The sequence below is a fragment of the Janthinobacterium sp. YR213 genome, assembly GCF_900099875.1.
Classification (GTDB): Bacteria; Pseudomonadota; Gammaproteobacteria; order Burkholderiales; family Burkholderiaceae_D; genus Janthinobacterium; species Janthinobacterium lividum.
Genome location: NZ_FNDA01000001.1, coordinates 958,310 through 974,435, shown reverse-complemented (window position 1 = coordinate 974,435; position 16,126 = coordinate 958,310). Strand labels below are relative to the sequence as shown.

Annotated in this window: 16 protein-coding genes; 5 read left to right on the top strand and 11 right to left on the bottom strand. The window is 66.1% G+C overall.

Features of this window, described 5'->3' with window-relative positions; translation table 11 throughout:
- The first annotated feature begins 43 nt into the window (after window positions 1–43).
- From BLT98_RS04340 to BLT98_RS04320, 5 genes are all read left to right on the top strand, one after another.
- On the top strand, window positions 44–394 hold the full coding sequence (locus tag BLT98_RS04340; protein WP_034781067.1) for a VOC family protein: 351 nt from the start codon (window positions 44–46) through the stop codon (window positions 392–394).
- A 182-nt stretch (window positions 395–576) separates the two neighbouring features.
- Window positions 577–1,767, top strand: a complete 1,191-nt coding sequence (locus BLT98_RS04335; RefSeq protein WP_092605508.1) for an acyl-CoA dehydrogenase family protein — start codon at window positions 577–579, stop codon at window positions 1,765–1,767.
- A gap of 16 nt (window positions 1,768–1,783) precedes the next feature.
- Window positions 1,784–2,929: an acyl-CoA dehydrogenase family protein gene (locus BLT98_RS04330; RefSeq protein ID WP_092605506.1), complete on the top strand. Its 1,146-nt coding sequence runs from the start codon at window positions 1,784–1,786 to the stop codon at window positions 2,927–2,929.
- Window positions 2,926–3,414 carry a MaoC family dehydratase gene (locus BLT98_RS04325; RefSeq protein ID WP_034781070.1) on the top strand — a complete coding sequence of 163 codons (489 nt, stop codon included), beginning with the start codon at window positions 2,926–2,928 and terminating at the stop codon, window positions 3,412–3,414. Before BLT98_RS04330 ends, BLT98_RS04325 begins: the two co-directional genes overlap by 4 nt.
- Window positions 3,407–3,862 carry a MaoC family dehydratase gene (locus BLT98_RS04320; protein WP_070256766.1) on the top strand — a complete coding sequence of 152 codons (456 nt, stop codon included), beginning with the start codon at window positions 3,407–3,409 and terminating at the stop codon, window positions 3,860–3,862. Before BLT98_RS04325 ends, BLT98_RS04320 begins: the two co-directional genes overlap by 8 nt.
- Here the strand turns inward: BLT98_RS04320 and BLT98_RS04315 are convergent.
- The 11 genes from BLT98_RS04315 to BLT98_RS04265 form a co-directional block, all read right to left on the bottom strand.
- Window positions 3,853–4,785 (bottom strand): diguanylate cyclase domain-containing protein, encoded by a 933-nt coding sequence (locus BLT98_RS04315; protein WP_092605503.1) that lies wholly within the window; start codon window positions 4,783–4,785, stop codon window positions 3,853–3,855. The genes BLT98_RS04320 and BLT98_RS04315 overlap by 10 nt on opposite strands.
- Window positions 4,782–9,254: a PAS domain-containing protein gene (locus BLT98_RS04310; protein WP_092605501.1), complete on the bottom strand. Its 4,473-nt coding sequence runs from the start codon at window positions 9,252–9,254 to the stop codon at window positions 4,782–4,784. Before BLT98_RS04310 ends, BLT98_RS04315 begins: the two co-directional genes overlap by 4 nt.
- 233 nt (window positions 9,255–9,487) lie before the next feature.
- Window positions 9,488–9,853 carry a YgiW/YdeI family stress tolerance OB fold protein gene (locus tag BLT98_RS04305; RefSeq protein WP_092605499.1) on the bottom strand — a complete coding sequence of 122 codons (366 nt, stop codon included), beginning with the start codon at window positions 9,851–9,853 and terminating at the stop codon, window positions 9,488–9,490.
- A 27-nt stretch (window positions 9,854–9,880) separates the two neighbouring features.
- Complete coding sequence (locus tag BLT98_RS04300) at window positions 9,881–10,453, bottom strand: prepilin-type N-terminal cleavage/methylation domain-containing protein (RefSeq protein WP_034781076.1); 573 nt, start codon at window positions 10,451–10,453, stop codon at window positions 9,881–9,883.
- A gap of 88 nt (window positions 10,454–10,541) precedes the next feature.
- The gene (locus tag BLT98_RS04295; protein WP_070256773.1) at window positions 10,542–11,267 is read right to left on the bottom strand and encodes a hypothetical protein; all 726 of its coding nucleotides are present in this window, start codon (window positions 11,265–11,267) and stop codon (window positions 10,542–10,544) included.
- The gene (locus tag BLT98_RS04290; RefSeq protein ID WP_070281978.1) at window positions 11,267–12,040 is read right to left on the bottom strand and encodes an ABC transporter permease; all 774 of its coding nucleotides are present in this window, start codon (window positions 12,038–12,040) and stop codon (window positions 11,267–11,269) included. Before BLT98_RS04290 ends, BLT98_RS04295 begins: the two co-directional genes overlap by 1 nt.
- Window positions 12,040–12,750: a type II secretion system protein gene (locus BLT98_RS04285; RefSeq protein WP_092605497.1), complete on the bottom strand. Its 711-nt coding sequence runs from the start codon at window positions 12,748–12,750 to the stop codon at window positions 12,040–12,042. The genes BLT98_RS04290 and BLT98_RS04285 overlap by 1 nt, the downstream gene beginning before the upstream one ends.
- Window positions 12,747–13,481, bottom strand: coding sequence for a hypothetical protein (locus tag BLT98_RS04280; RefSeq protein WP_092605495.1), 735 nt, complete (start codon window positions 13,479–13,481; stop codon window positions 12,747–12,749). The genes BLT98_RS04285 and BLT98_RS04280 overlap by 4 nt, the downstream gene beginning before the upstream one ends.
- On the bottom strand, window positions 13,478–13,891 hold the full coding sequence (locus BLT98_RS04275) for a hypothetical protein (protein WP_092605493.1): 414 nt from the start codon (window positions 13,889–13,891) through the stop codon (window positions 13,478–13,480). The genes BLT98_RS04280 and BLT98_RS04275 overlap by 4 nt, the downstream gene beginning before the upstream one ends.
- Window positions 13,888–14,559, bottom strand: a complete 672-nt coding sequence (locus tag BLT98_RS04270) for a hypothetical protein (protein ID WP_244517382.1) — start codon at window positions 14,557–14,559, stop codon at window positions 13,888–13,890. The genes BLT98_RS04275 and BLT98_RS04270 overlap by 4 nt, the downstream gene beginning before the upstream one ends.
- Complete coding sequence (locus BLT98_RS04265; RefSeq protein ID WP_092605491.1) at window positions 14,556–16,118, bottom strand: hypothetical protein; 1,563 nt, start codon at window positions 16,116–16,118, stop codon at window positions 14,556–14,558. Before BLT98_RS04265 ends, BLT98_RS04270 begins: the two co-directional genes overlap by 4 nt.
- Window positions 16,119–16,126 lie beyond the last annotated feature (8 nt).

Genomic DNA, 16,126 nt, shown 5'->3' with positions numbered 1-16,126 from the left:
GATATTGAGCAGGGTTGGACTTATATAGACATGGAGGAAAAATATGCAAGTCAAGCGTATCGTTGCAAATTTCCCGGCGTCGGATCCGGGCCTGGCGCGGACGTTTTACCAGGACGTGCTGGGTCTGAGCCTGTTGATGGACCACGGCTGGATCATGACGTATGGTTCGCAAAGCGAGATGAGCGTGCAAGTGAGCTTCGCGACGGAAGGCGGCTCGAATACCGCTGTGCCCGACCTTTCCATTGAAGTCGATGACGTGGATGCCGCATTGGCACGCATGCGTGGAGCAGGATTCCCCATTGAATATGGTCCTGCCGATGAACCTTGGGGTGTCAGGCGGTTTTTCGTGCGCGATCCTTTCGGCAAGCTCATTAATATCCTGTCGCACACCTAGACGCGGTCCCAAGGCCAGCAGTCAGCCAATTCCACCCGCTTCCCTGGCGCGCCAGCCTGTGTAAAAGGCCTGGCGCGCCTCCCAATCTGTTGTACAATCCTTGAGAACGGTCGTGCTTTTTTGTGCGCTGAGCTTCCTTGCGTGCAGTCATCACGGCAACCGATAAGAACAAGGAGACAGACATGGACCTGCATTACACGGCCGAGGAGAGCGCCTTCCGCGACACGGTGCGCGCCTTCCTCGACACCCATTTGCCGGCGGACTTGCAGCGCAAGGTGCGCCAGCATCTGCGCCTGAACCGCGACGATTACGTGCGCTGGCACAAGATTGTCGCGCAACAAGGCTGGGCCGCGCCGGCCTGGCCCGTCGAACATGGCGGCACGGGTTGGACGTCCGTGCAGCGCCACATCTGGGAAGACGAGTGCGCGCGCGCCGCCACGCCGCCCATCCTGCCGTTCGGCGTCAACATGGTGGCGCCCGTCATCATGGCCTTCGCCAATGTCGAGCAAAAAGCCTATTATCTGCCGCGCATCCTGAACTGCGACGACTGGTGGTGCCAGGGTTATTCGGAGCCGGGCGCCGGGTCCGACCTCGCTTCCCTGAAAACCACGGCCCAGCGCGACGGCGACCATTATGTCGTGAATGGCCAGAAAACCTGGACGACGCTGGGCCAGCACGCGGACATGATCTTTTGCCTGGTGCGCACGGATAGCACGGTGCGCAAGCAGGAAGGCATCAGTTTCTTGCTGATCGACATGAAAACGCCGGGCATCACCGTGCGCCCCATCATCATGCTCGATGAAGAACATGAAGTGAACGAAGTCTTCTTCGACAACGTGCGCGTGCCCGTCAGCAACCTGGTCGGACAGGAAAACAAGGGCTGGACCTACGCCAAGTATCTGCTGGGGCACGAGCGCACGGGCATCGCCGCCGTGGGCCGCTCCAAGCGCGAGCTGACTTTCCTCAAGCAGCTGGCCATGCAGCAGAGCAAGCGCGGCGCCCCGCTGCTGCACGATCCCGCCTTTGCGGCCAAGGTGGCTACCCTGGAAATCGAATTGATGGCGCTGGAAATGACGGTCTTGCGCGTCATCAGCGAAGAAGGCAAGGGACCGGGGCCGCAGGCATCGATGCTGAAGGTGCGCGGTTCGGAACTGCAGCAACAACTGACGGAACTGATGGTCGAAGCCATCGGCCCGCAAGCCTTGCCGTTCGACCCGGCATTCCTTGACGGCAGCGCGCCGCACGGCGCTGGCGGCGACGACCTGGCCGCGCCGCTGGCCGCGTACTACTTCAATTACCGCAAGACATCGATCTATGGCGGCTCGAATGAAATCCAGAAAAACATCATCACGCAGATGATCCTGGGCCTGTAAGCCAGAAGGAGACGACATGGACTTCCATTTTAATCAGGAACAGCAGCAATTTGCCGACGCGCTCAGGCGCTGGGTCGACAAGGATTACCCGTTTGAGACGCGGCAAAAGATCATCCATTCCGCCACCGGCACGTCCGATGCCGCCTGGACCACCCTGGCCGAGCTGGGCATGACGGCCTTGCCGCTGCCGGCCGGCGCGGGCGGCTTTGACGGCACGGCCGTCGACATGCTGCTGGTGATGCAGGAACTGGGCCGCGGCCTGGTGGTCGAGCCCTACCTGGCCACCGTGCTGGGCGCGCGCTTTTTGACCCTGGCCGGTGGCCACGATGCCGTGCTGGAGCAGGTTGCCAGCGGCAGTCTGAAACTGGCTTGCGCGCTGGGCGAACGGCAGTCGCGCCACGATATGCATGATATCGCCACCACGGCGACCGCCAGCGGCGACGGCTTCGTGCTCGACGGCGAGAAAAGCGTCGTCATCCATGGCGCACAGGCCGGCGCGCTGATCGTCTCGGCGCGCAGCAGTGGCAGCCAGATGGACACGGATGGCATTTCGCTGTTCCTCGTGCCCGCCGACGCGCCGGGCGTTTCCGTGCGCGACTACCGCACCATCGACGGCCAGCGCGCCGCCACCGTGACCCTGGTGCAAGTGGTGCTGGGGCATGACACGCTGGTCGGTCAGGCGGGACAGGGCTGGACCGTGCTGGACGCGGCGCTCGACTATGGCGCCGCCTTGCTGTGCGCGGAAGCCGTGGGCGCCATGGACGCCATCTTCGCCGCCACTCTGGACTACCTGAAGACGCGCCAGCAGTTCGGCGCGCCGATCGGCAAGTTCCAGGCCTTGCAGCACCGCATGGCCGACATGTTCATCCATCTGGAGCAGGCGCGTTCGATGGCCATGCTGGCCGCCGCCAAGGTCGACAGCGAGGATGCGTCCGAGCGGCGACGCACGGTCTCGGCCGCCAAGGCGCGGATAGGGCTGGCCGCCACCTTTGTCGGCCAGCAAGCCGTGCAATTGCATGGCGGCATGGGCGTCACGGACGAATTGCCCGCCGCCCACCATTTCAAGCGCCTCTCCATGATCGCCCTGACCCTGGGCGACGTGGAGCACCATATCGAGCGCTTTATCGCCCAGCCGGGCTTCTTGCCGACGGAGACCGCATGACCGCATCGACTGCTATCGCACCGAAACACTGGTATTTCGAAGACTTTACGCAAGGCCTGGAAATCGACCTGGGCCAGCGCCATGTGACGGAGAAGGAAATCATCGCCTTCGCCACGGATTTCGATCCGCAGCCGTTTCACGTCGACCATGCGGCCGCCGAAAAGACCATCTTCAAGGGCGTCATCGCCAGCGGCTGGCACACCTGCGGCATGATGATGCGCCTGGTGGTGGATAACCTGCTCAAGCATTCGTCCAGCATGGGTTCGCCCGGCCTGGACAGCATCCGCTGGCTCAAACCCGTGCGCGCCGGCGACACCCTGCAGCTGACCTACCAGGTCAAGGAAGTGCGTCCATCCACGTCGAAGCCGGATCGCGGCATCGTCATTTCCGTGTGGAGCGTGCGCAACCAGCATGGCGAAGTGGTGACCACCGTCGAAGGCATGGGCATGTTCGGCCGCCGTCCAGCAGGAGAAAATCATGCGTGATATCGCCGGCATCGCCGGTTTCCAGGCATTGGCGGGGCAGCACGTGGCCGTTTCCGACTGGCTCACCATCACCCAGCAGCGCATCGACACCTTTGCCGACGCCACGGACGACCACCAGTGGATCCACGTCGATGTGGAGCGCTGCGCGCGCGAATCGCCGTACGGCTGCACCGTGGCGCACGGCTTCCTGACCTTATCCCTGCTGCCCGCCATGTTGCAGGGCGCCTTGCACATGGCCGGCATCCGCATGGCCATCAACTATGGCCTGAATAAAGTGCGCTTTCCCGCCCCCGTGCCTGTCGGCAGCCGTTTGCGCGCGCGGCTCGACATCCTCTCCGTCGACGACTTGCCGGAAGGGGCGCAAGTAAACTGGGCCGTCACCATGGAGCGGGAAGGCGACACGAAACCCGTGTGCGTGGCGGAGTTTTTAATGCGCTGCTATCCCTGATCACTCCCCTCCGACGCGCAATACCTGTCCCGTCCCGTATGCTTGGCGCGGTACAGCAGGGCGTCCGCGGCGCGGATCAGGGCGCTGGGGTCCATGCCTTCCGTTGGCATGACGCTGGCCATGCCCAGGCTGACGGTGACGTGCGGGCCGACGCCTGATCTGGCGTGGGGAATTTGCAGCGCGCGCACCTCGTCGAGGATGCGCTGTGCCACCACTTCGGCCCCGTCGCGCGTTTCCTGTGGCAGCAGGATGATGAATTCCTCGCCGCCGTAGCGCGCCAGCAGGTCGGGCGGGCGCACGGCGCAGCGGCGCAGGGCGGCGCTTACCTGCTGCAGGCACAGGTCGCCCGCCTGGTGGCCATACGTATCGTTGTAATCCTTGAAGTGGTCGATATCGGCCATGATGATGGCCATCGGCACGCCGTCGCGCGCGCAGCGCCGCCATTCGCTGTCCATCGTGTCGTTGAAGCTGCGCCGGTTGGCCACGCCTGTCAGCGAGTCCGTCAGCGACAGTTCGCGCATGGCGTCGGCCTGCCGCTTGATGGTCAGCTGGCTGCGCACGCGGGCACGCACGACGGCCGCGTTGAACGGTTTCGTGATGAAATCGACGGCGCCCGCTTCCAGCGCCCGCGTCTCGTCTTCGGGCTGGTTCAGGGCCGTGACGAAGATGACGGGAATGGCGCTCAGGAGCGCCGATTCGCGCAGCGCGCTGCAGACGGCATAACCGTCCATGCCGGGCATGACGGCGTCGAGCAGGATCAGATCCGGCTGTTGATTATGCGCAATTTCCAGCGCCTTTTCACCGCTCAGGGCGAACAGCACGTCGTGTTCCTCGCGCAGCAGCTGGTGCAGGATCTGGATGTTTTCCATGGCGTCATCGACGATGAGGATGCGCCCGTTCATGGCAAGGTTGGTCCAGCTCACTTGTTTTCCTCTCGTTTCAGCTGATCGAGCACGAGTTTTTCCGCCTCGGCAAAATTCAGCGTTTCAATCGCATGTGCCATCGCCAGTGCCGCTTCCCGGTCTGACTGTTGTATGGCGGGGTGCAGGGCGTGGAATTGCGCCAGCGCTTTCAGGTTGTTGTTGCGGATCAAGACCAGCAGCTCGGACAGGCCGGCGTGCAGGTCGAGCGGCCCACTGCCGGGCGCGGCCGCTGCCGGCTGGCTGCGCCGCAGGGGCGAGGGCAGGGTGCGCGCCGCTTCGATGACTTCGGCCATCGCCTGTTCCAGGCGGCCCAGCAAGGCGGCCGTGGCGTGGGATCGCCCCGTTTTCAGCGTTTTTTCCGTCTCGGCGGCCAGGCTGGCGATCTGCGTGGCGCCCAGGTTGGCCGCCACGCCACAGACGCGGTGCAGCAGTTGCGCCGCCTGCGGCGCCTGGCCGGCGGCCAGCAGGCGCCGGGTTTCCTCGACGGCGTCGCCTTGCGAATTTTCAAAGCGCTTGAGCAGGGCCAGGAAGGCGCCGTAGTCGCCGCCGAAGCGGTGCAGAGCCGCTGCCAGGTCGATGCCGGGCACCGCGGCCGGCAGGTCCAGCGTCTGCGTGGCGGCATTGCCTGCCTGGGCAGCGCCGTCGCCGCTGCCCAGGGGGGCGCGCACCAGCCGGGTCAGGGTCTGGATCATTTCGTCGACATCGATGGGCTTGGCCACATGCGCGTTCATGCCGCTGGCGATGGCGCGCAGACGGTCTTCGTCCATGGCATTGGCCGTCATGGCGATGATGGGCAAGTCCGGCAAGCCCAGGGCGCGGATGGCCAGGGTGGCGTCGTAGCCATTCATGACGGGCATCTGCAAATCCATCAGCACCACGTCCCAGGCGTCCGGCGTGCTGGTGAGCAAGTCGACGGCCAGCCGGCCGTTGGCGGCCACGGCCACGCGCGCCCCCGAGTGCAGCAAAATGTACTGCGCCACTTCCTGGTTGATTTCATTGTCTTCCACCAGCAGCACGCGCATGCCTGTGAGCAAACCCGACAAGGGCGTGGACACGGGCAGCGCGGAAGGGGAGCTGCGGCCTTCGCGCACGGCCATCACGGCCGCCAGCAGGCGCGCCGGGGTGGCCGGTTTCGAGACGATGCCGGCCAGCATCAGGCTGTCGGCCAGGCGTTCGAGGTTTTCGCTATCCTGGTCGGCCACCAGCATGATCACGGGCGGCAGCGCCAGGAGCGCGTCGGCGCGCGCCTCGGTGAGCATGGAAATGCCATCCATGCCGGGCATGGCCGCGTCGAGCAACACAAGATCGTGCCCCGGCCCGCCGCTGGCGTGGGCGCGCAGCAGCGCCAGGCCGGCCGCGCCGCTGTCGGCGCTGCGGCTGTGCCAGCCCTGCGCCGCGCACCAGTCTTCCAGCATGGCGCGCACGCTGGCGTTGTCGTCGATGATCAGCAGCGACAGGGCCTTGGGCACGCCCTTGCCGGGCGGCTCGGGCGGTGGCGCCACCTTGTCGAAGCGGCAGCTGAAGCGGAAGTCGGAGCCCTTGCCCAGCGCGCTTGTCACGCTGAGGGTGCCTCCCATCAATTCCACCATGCGCCGGCAGATGGCCAGCCCTAGTCCCGTGCCGCCGTATTTGCGGCTGGTGCCGCTGTCGCCCTGGGAAAACGCGTCGAAGATGCGTTCCTGTTCGGCCGCGCCGATGCCGATGCCCGTGTCGCGCACGGAAAACTCGAGGGTGGCGCTGGCAGCATCCTCGGCCACCTTGCCGATGGCCAGCACCACTTCGCCATGCGAGGTGAACTTGACGGCATTGCCCACCAGGTTGATGAGTATCTGTTCCACGCGCAGGGCGTCGCCGATCAGTTCGTCCGGCACGCCGGGGGCGAGCACGAAGACGGGTTCCACGCCGCGCGCCCATGCGCTGCTGGCCAGCAAGACGCCTACGCTGTCGAGCATGCGTTCGAGCTGGAAACGGCGCTGTTCCAGCACCATCTGCCCCGCCTCGATCTTGGAAAAATCGAGCACGTCGTTGACGATATTGAGCAGTGATTGCGTGGCCATCTGGATCTTGCCGACATAGCTGCGCTCGCGCCGTTCCAGCGGCGACTCTTCCAGCAGCCGCGCCAGGCCGATGATGGCGTTCATCGGCGTGCGGATTTCATGGCTCATGTTGGCGACGAATTCGCTCTTCGCGATGCTGGCCGCCTCGGCCTTGTCGCGCGCGCGCACCATCTGTTCATTGAGTTCGTGCAGGCGCAATTCCGTGCGCTTGAGTTCGGAGACGTCCGAGGCCAGCACGAAGAAGCCCCGCACGCGGCCGCTGTCGTCGAAATCGGGAATGTAATTGGTCCACGTGTGGCACACCTGGCCGCCGGGATCGAGCAAGTCGCGCTCGAAGCTTTGCGGCCGGCCCGCCAGCACGCCCTCGACGTGGGGCGCATACACGTCGAACAGTTCCTGCCCCAGCAATTCGCTCATGTGGATACCGGCCAGCTCGGCGCTGCTGCGGCCAAACCATTCGTTGTAGAATTTATTTGCAAATAGGCAACGCAAATCGGCGCCCCAGTACGACACCATGCCGGGCAGGTTGTCGGTGACGGTGCGGATGAAGCGCTCATTCTGTTCCAGGCGCCAGGTGGCGGCGTGCAGCACTTCGGTGGCGCGCTTGCGTTCCGTGATATCGATCGACACCCCCAGCACATGGCTGGCGCGCCCGGCATCGTCGCGCAAGACCACCTTGCGCGTGGTGAAGTGGCGCGTCGTGCCATCGGCCGTATTGATCGCTTCCTGTTCGATTTCCACCATCTGCCCCGTGGCCAGCAGCTTGCGGTCGGCGCTGACGAAGGCGGACGCCTGCTGCGGCGGGAAGAAATCGTGGTCCGTCTTGCCCAGCAACTGCTCGCGCGAGCGTCCCAGCGTCAGCTCCGCGTGGCGGTTGATCATTTCAAAGCTCAGCTTGTCGGCGCGCTTGACGAAGACCATGGCCGGGATGTTTTCGATGATGGTGCCAAACAGGTGTTTTGAACGGCGAAATTCCGCTTCGCTGCGCTTGCGCTCGGTAATGTCCAGCCACAGGCCCGATACGCCCAGCAACTGCTGTTCCGGGCCGAAAATCGGGTGATACGAGACGATCCAGTGACTCAGCTGTTCGCGCTGCTGGCCGCTATGGCCTTTCAATTCGATGTCGACAATGGGCTGTCCCGTCTCCAGCACCTGGCGCACGCAACGTTCCACCTCCGCGCGCACGGCGTCGTCGAACAGCATGGCGCCCACGGGACGGCCCAGGTGCTGCGCCACGCTGGCGCCGTTGATGGCGGCCAGGTAGTGGTTGATCATGACGATGCGCAAGTCCAGGTCCACGAACAGCATGCCGATCGGCGCCGTCGCGTACACGGTTTCCAGCAGCCGCGTGGATTTTTCCAGGGCCAGCGTGCGTTCGGCCACCAGGCTCTCCAGTTGCGTGCGGTGGCGCCGCAGGTCGCGCTCCAGCGTGCCCAGGGCGCTGGCCATGTTGGCCGATTCGCGGTCCGTGTGCTTGTTCGAAAGCAAGGGTTTGCCTTGCGCCAGCGCGTGGATCTGCTGCGTCAGTTCCTGCAGGGTGCGGGCCAGGCGGCCGCCCACGCGCCAGGCCAGGGCAAAGCCGGCGGCCAGCAGCAGCGCCAGGATGACGGATCCCGTGACTACCGAGCGCAGCAGCGCTTCTGCCACCGTGCTGGTGCGCATGGTGACGGCCACCGTCCAGGCGGCGTCCGGGGCGCGGCGAAAGCCCGTATACACATCGATGCCTTCCAGGGTGGCATGGCGCAGCACGCCTTCGCGCGCCTGGCTTATCTGTTCCAGCAGGGGCGCCGCAGTGCGCTGGCCCACATAGCGCTGCGGCGCCAGGGTGCGCGCCACGTTGATGCCATCGGCATTGATGATGGCCGCGCCCAGGTAGGCTGGCAGGTGCAACTCGCGCAGCAGCACGGACAGGTAGTCGGGCGGGTACAGGGCTGTCAGCACGTAGGCGCTTCCCTGCGTGCGTGGCAGCGGCAGATTCAGGGCCAGCTGCGGCATGCTGTCGGGCGTCTTGGCCAGGCTGGTCAGCCGCGGCTTGCCGTAGTCGCGCGTGCGCTCCATGCTGGCGGCCCATTTTTGCGGCAAGGGCGGCGGCGCCTGGCTGGCGGGCAGGGCTGTATTGATCAGCTGGCGGCCCTTGGCGTCGGAGACGATGAAGCCGCTGACGGCCATGCCCGGCTGCAGCAGGCTGGCGGCCATGGCCCGCAGGGCGCCGATGTCGCCGGCTTGCAGGGCGGGCGTATCGGCCAGGATGCGCGCGGCCATCTGGGCGCCGTTCAGGTCGCGTTCGACGGCTGCCGCGACAGCCCGCGCCGCCTGCGCCGTTTCGCTGACGACATGGTCGCGTTCACGCGTGTAGCTTTGCGCCACGAGCAGCAGAAATACCAGCGCCGTCGGAATGACCCAGGCGAGCACCAGCCATGAAATTCTTGAGCGTATCGAAGGCAAATCTTGCACCCGGAAAGCTCCCAGAATGGATGAATCGACAGGCAGGCTCACGCTGGCGCTGGCTGACGTTGAATGAAAAGATGCTAGACGAAATTGATTGTTCTGACAAGCCTAGTTTCCGGCATGGAAAAAAGGTTGCGCAAGGCATACAGAAGAGGGGTAATGCCCATCCCGCCGTGGCGGCGGGATGGCAAGGCGGCTTACTGGACCAGGGTCAGCACGTCGACATCGATTTCCGGGCTTTCCATGAAGTCTTTTTCCACTTCACCGCGGATTTCCACCCGGGTCTTGGCATCGATCTTGCGGTTCATGAAGACCTTGTCGTCGATGTCCACGCGGATTTCCGCCGTACCATCGGAGAAGGTGTATTTCTCGTTGCCCACTTTGCGCAGCAAATGGCCGCGCAGCACGACGGCCTGGTCGTCGACGGGATTTTTCAGGATGGCCGCCACATTGCTGGGCGCGGCCGGGCCGGTCGTCGGTCCCACGTATTGGGCTTGCGCGCCACCGGCCAGCAAGGCGCAGGCGGCGGCCAGGGAAACGATGAGTTTGCGGTGCAGTGACATGGTATTCCTTTGATAGTGACTGGAGGCTCAGAAAAAGACGGCGGTGCGGGGAATGATAGCACCAGCATTGCCGTAGGGCATGTTCGCCCGGACGCTGCCCGTGCTGGCCACACCATCGTCGAGTTTGCTGTCGATCTGCTCCGCGTAGCTCTCCGGCAGGTTGTCGAAGCGGATGCCGTTGCCGGCGCGGCCGCCCACTTCATCGTTGTACAGGTAGACGGCGCCGCCCTGGGCGCTGGTCATGAATTGCGAAGTGCCGTTGAACGAGCCGGTAATGAAGCCGCCCAGCGCCAGGTGCTGCGGCGCGAGGGTGAATTCGCGCGGCTGGCCATCGCCGATCTGGCCGTCGCCATTGCCATTGCCGGCCGAATTGGGCACGTGCACGGTGCCCTGGATATCGTCGCCGGGCAGGGCGCGGAACTTGTCCTGGTAGGCGTTGACGGCGGCCGTCAGCGCATTCGATTGCTGGATGATGTTTTTCACCTTGGCGCTGTCGATCAAGCCTTGCCCCTTGAGCACGCCACCGAGCAGCAAGCCGATGATGACCAGGACGATGGCGATTTCTACGAGCGTAAAGCCGTGCTGGCGGCGTGGGGGCATGGGGTTTCCTTGAAAAAAAAGTACGACAGCTTGAGATGGCAGTTTACTGCAATTGATGCCGGATGCGCATGGCCTTTCGGACAGCGGCTCATGGCGCCGCCCTTGCTTTCTTCTTGGCAAGCTCGTCGAGCCGGCGCGCGAGGAAGGCCAGTTCGTGCGGGTCGCTGATCTGGCCGCTGGCGATCAGGCCGCCGATCACCAGGCGGGCGCTGTCGAGCTGGTCCATGTCTTCCAGGATGAACGCTTCCATTTCGCGTACCCACGCCGGCACATGCGGCCCCGTCGCCTGCTGGCGCAGCGCGCGCGCATAGCCGAGCGCCAGCGGCAAATCGTGCAACTGGTGTTTTGCCACCAGCACCGCCTGCGCCATGGCGGGCCAGCGGCGCTGCGGGTCGGCCGCAAAGCTGGCGGCGACAAAATTGAGCATGCGCCGCGCGCGCTGCGGGTCGGCTACCCCGGCATACACTTCGCTGGCGGCCACCAGCGCATACCGGCTGCGCGGATCGAGTGTTTGCGCCGTCTCCAGCCAGCCGGCCAGGCGGTCATAGTCGAGTTCGCGCCACGGCAGGCTGACGCCGGCCTGGTCTTCGAACGACTGCAGGTACAGCAGCATGGCCTTAGCCATGGCCAGCGGCTCGCCCAGGCTGGCCAGGCGCGCCACGCCAGCCGGCGGCGCGGCGGGCAGCGGACGCGCCTGGGCGGGAGCATGCTGCTGCGCCAGGCGCCAGCCCAGCTGCAGCAGCAGGCATGCCGCCAGCAGCCAGCACAGGGGGCGCGGCACCTTGGACCAGGGACGCTGGGTGGTCGCCGCCATCAGATGTTCCTGCGGTAAAAGTCGCACAGCGCGCAGCTGGCCAGCAAGGCCACATAAATGCAGGTTTGCGCCGCTACATTGGCCAGGGCTTGCCAGTCGCCCGTCGCGTACAGCAGCCACTCCGTGCGTGTAAAGGCGTCGAGGCGGGGCAGCAACAGGGCCAGCACGTCGATGGCGCCGGTCATGGCGCGCTGCGGCCAGGAGTCGCCCGCTTGCGGGCCGTGGGCCAGCAGTTGCAGGCTGCCCAGCATGCGCGCCAGCAGATAGAAGCCGCCGGTGGCGGCCAGCGCAGGCAGGGCCTGCTGCAGGCTGGCCGCGCACAGCAGGCTGAAGGCGGCGACGATCCACAGTTCACCCAGCAGCGACAGCGCCCACAGCGCGCATTGCGCGGGCGCGGCGAATAGCGCCATCAACAGGCCGAAGAGTATGGCGGGCACGGCCGCCAGCGCCCCGTAGCCCAGCAGCTTGCCCAGCAGGTAGGCGGCGCGCGGCATGGGTAGCGCGAGCAGCAATTCCAGGCCCCGGTCGGCCGCTTCGCGCGCCATGCTGGTAATAATGAAAGTGGCCAGCAGGAAAATGCTGGCCAGGCGCAGGGTGGCCGCCAGCAGGGCCGCCTGCACGGCGCCGCTTTCCGTCAGCGCCAGTTGCTGCAGGAAGCCAGCCAGGGCGGCGGCGCCGCAGGCGGCCAGCAGGAACAGCCACGGCAGGCGGCTGCGCAGCGCTTCGAGCAGCGTGTAGCGGGCGATGGTGAGGGCGGGCAAGAGCATCGGCATCAGCGGGGCAGCCTTTGCGCCGCCACCATGCGGTTGAACAGGATGTTCGGCGACACCCAGGCGACGAGATCGTCGAACTCGCCGCCCGGCTGCTGCGGGCCGCTGGCGGCGCGGCTGATGAAGGTGGTGGCGTTCGATGCATTGTTGCGCTCGTCGACATTGTTGCCGAAAGGCACAGCCTGGCGCTGACCCTGCACGCCCGTGGCGCCAAAACCGTTCTTGCCATGCGACATGATCATGGCGGGGATGTCGTTCAAGGCCGTCGCCTGCAGCAGGGCGCCGCCATTGCGCGTGACGATGCTGATGTCGCGCGGTGTGGTCAGGTTGAAAAGCTGGCCGCTGTCGCTGAAGGCCGGCGTCACGCTGTAGCGGAACAGATGGTTCCAGCTGTCGCCCTGGCGCAGCCCCAGGGTGGCCCATGGCAGGAACCCGGCGCGTTTTTCGCCCGTGCAGCGCGTGCCGCGCCGGTCTTCCAGGCCACTCATGACGGAGGCGGCGGGGCACGGCAGGTAGCCGTAGCGCAGCGCGTAGCCCGTCAGCGCTTCCTTCGCCTCATTCAGTGCCAGTTGCGTCTCGGCCACCTTGCGCTGCTCCAGCTGCACCGTCAATGGCGTGACCAGGCCGCCTATCATCAGGCCGACGATGACGAGCACGATGGCGATCTCGATCAGGGAAAAGCCGCTTTGGCGGCGCGCATGGAGGACGCTCATGGCAGGTTGCGCGCGGCGCGCATGCGTTGGTACAGGGCGGGCAAGGTAATCCAGGTCAGCATGTCGTCGAAGGCGCCGCCGGGCAGCGCGGCATTGCCGGTGGCGGGGCGGGCAATGAAACTGCGGCTGTCGCTGTCGTTGGCCGCTTCGTCGATATTGCCGCGCGCCGTATTGATCTGCGTCACGCCGCTGGCGGACGTGCCGTGATGCTCCTTGCCTTGCGAGAATAGTACGACGGGCAGGCATTGGGCGCTGACGTTGCATTGTGCCTGGCCCGCCACGAAGGCGAATTCGCCGCGCGCGCCGCGTTCGAGCACGACCCTGTTGGCGACAGCGGAAAACGAGACGATGGGCGCGCGCGCCATTTCCGGCGTGACGCTGTAGCGCAGCAGCTTGCCCCAGGCATCAACACCGTCCACGCCCAGCGCGACCCACGGCAAAAAGCCGCTGCATGCGGCATCGTCGGCACAGTCGGCTGCCCGTTCGCGCCCGTCGAGGGCGGAGGCGGCCGGACGTGGCAGCCGGCCTTGCGTGGCGGCAAAACCCAGCAAGGCTTCGCGTGCTTGCGCCAGGGTGGCCAGGGTGCGCTGCTGGCGTTCGGCCTCGCCCGTGCCGCGGCCGAAGGCGCTGATCAGCAGGCTGGCCGCGCCCAGGCCCAGCACGGCCACCAGCAGCAACAGGGCGGCGCCGCGCTGGCGACGAGGGTGGCGATGAGCTTGGCGTGGCGTCATGGCGGCGTCTCCTGCACCTCGGTGACCGTGCCGCTGGCAGGATCGTAGCGCTGGCCGGGTTTGAGCAGCACCACCTGGCCGTTCGACAGGCGCAGGGTCAATGTGCCGGGCTTGCCGAGGGCAAGGCGATTGTGCGGTTCGTTCTGCACTTCCTGGTTCAGCCAGACGGTGGAGTGGCCGCTGCTGCGCTGCACCACGCCATTCAATTCCACGGGCGGGGCGGGCGGTGGCGGCGGTGGTGGCGGCGCCGCAGCCAGGGCGGGATCGGCTGGCGGCGGCCCGTAGCGCTGCGCGTCGAGCTGGGTGCGTTGCTCGGGCGACAGGAACAGGCGCCCCAGCTGCTGCGCCTGTGCATGGACAGTGAGCGCGGCGCCGGCCAGCAGCGCGCCAAGGGTCAGGGTGCGCTTCATGGCCGCTCCTGCACGGGCACGCTGTTGACGGTCAGCCACAGCAGCTCGCATTCGGCGCCCAGGGCGGGTGCTGCCTGGCTGCCGGCCGCTCCGTGGCGCTTGAGCGTGCAATCCTGTACGGCGAAATAGCCGGCCTGGCGCAAATCGTCAAACAGGTTCAGCAAATCCATCTCGTGCAGCAAATCCATCTGCAGGCGCATGCGGCTGCCGTGCAAATGATATTGCCCCATCTCCATGGGCAGCGGCACCTTCAGCGCTTGCTGCGGACTGATGTCATAGCTGATCGGCAGCAGTTTGCGCTGTTCCTGGCTGCGCCGGATGGCATCGATCCAGGCCAGGCGGTTTTCTTCGCCGATCAGGCCGCGCTGGCGCAGGGCCAGGAATTGCGGTTCGTAGGCGCGGATTTCCTGCTTTTCCGCTTCCACGTGGTTGAACAGGGTAGCCGCCGCAGCGCGCGTGTGCTGGGCCAGGTACAGCCGTTGCGCTTCGCGCGTGCGGTAGGCGGCGCTCAGGCTGAGCAGCACTACGCTGGCCAGCAAGGTCAGGGCAAAGCACAGCAGGGCGCGGCGCACCAGGCGCAGTTCGCCCAGCCACGCGGGCAGGGTGCGCGCGGGCGTGGCAGCGCGCTGCATGCCGGGCAGGGGCGGCTGCTTGACGGGGCCGCTCATGGCTGCCACTCCAGCAAGAGGGTAAACCGGGCCTGGCTGTCCGGCGCCGGCGCGGCGCTCTTGCCGGACAGGGCCGCGCTGGGTCGCAGGTCGAGCGGCGTTTCCTCGATCGTCACCTGCATGCGCGGCTGGCGCGCCAGGGTTTGCGCGAAGGCCGTGATGGCGGCCAGCGCGGCGCGGTAGTCATTGTTCGGCATGGCCACGTCCGCTTCCAGGCGCAGCGCCTGCGGCGGCGCGACTGGAATGCCGGCCATGGCGCTGCCGGGCGGCGAACTCGCAGCCTGCTGCTGCGGTGGCTGGCCGCCGGCCGCGCGCGCGGGCGCCCCGCCCGCATGCCAGTGCAGCTGGCCGAGCGCAACCTGCGGCGCCTGGTCCAGCGCGGCGCTCAGCATGCCCAGCAGGCGGCCCGGTTCCGGCGCCTGGCTGGCGATCATCTGGCCCAGGGTCACGGCCACTTTCATGTTCTGCGTCTTGGCCGGCGCCGGCGGCTGCGTCGACATGACGCTGCGGTAGCGTTCCTGGTAGGACGCCGTTTCCTGCGCCAGGCGCTGCGTGCCGGCCCCGTCGGCTATGCCGCCAAGCAGATTGATCACGCACCACAGGGCTGCTGACGCGCCGATCAGCGCGCTGGCGCCATACAGCGTCTTGCGCGCGCGCTGGAAGTGGTAGTAGCGGGCCAGCGCGCCGGGCGGATAGTGGCTGGATGGCGGATGCTTGCCCAGCAAGGTCAGCAGCAATTCGTCGGCCAGCGCCGGCGTCTGGCGCAAGCCCACCCGTTTGCCGGCCAGTTGCAGGTCGATGAAGTGGTAAGCCACTTCCACGCCGTTGTCGCACAATAATTCGAGCTTGGCGATCTGCGCGGCCGGCGCCAGGATGACGGTATTCAAGACGTCGCCGCGCGCCAGCATGCGTGTGCTGGTGAGAAATTGCCGCGTTTTTTCCGTTTCCAGCGCGATATTCACGGCCACGCCGTCGAGCGCGATGGTGGCCGTCTGGCGCGAAAAGCGCAGCTGGCCTTTTTCATAATAACTTTGCCGCAAGCCGCCCGACTGCTGCGTCACCAGCAGCAGGTGTTCGTGCGCGATCGACAGCTTTTTTACCAGCGCGATACTGAGCAGGCTGGTCGAATAGATGCCGGCCACGGGCACGCGCAAGTGCTCGAGCGCCTCCGTCCACGGCTGCAGCAAGCTTGGGTTGGTCAGGGCGAAAAACAGTACCTGGTCATCGTGGCGGCCCGTGCTTTCGCGGCCCAGCAGGGTGCTGCCCCGGTAGGGCGTGTCACGGTGCAATTGCTGCTTGCGCCGCTCGAGCAGGGCACGGCCCGCCTTGCCACGCACGTGGGGCAGCAGGTGGCGCTGGAAATCTTCCTCGATCAAGTCCGTCAGCAGGTAGGCGGGCACATCCTGCCGCTGTGCCTGCGGATATTCCAGCCACGCGGCGAAACCGTCCAGCCCGGCCGCGCTGGCGGGGAAGGCCTGTCCCTGGCCCAGCACGCCGTGGTTCCAGTCGTAGGCGTACAGGGTGTCGCTGGTGATGTAAAGTAATTGTTTGCGGAACACGGCGGCCT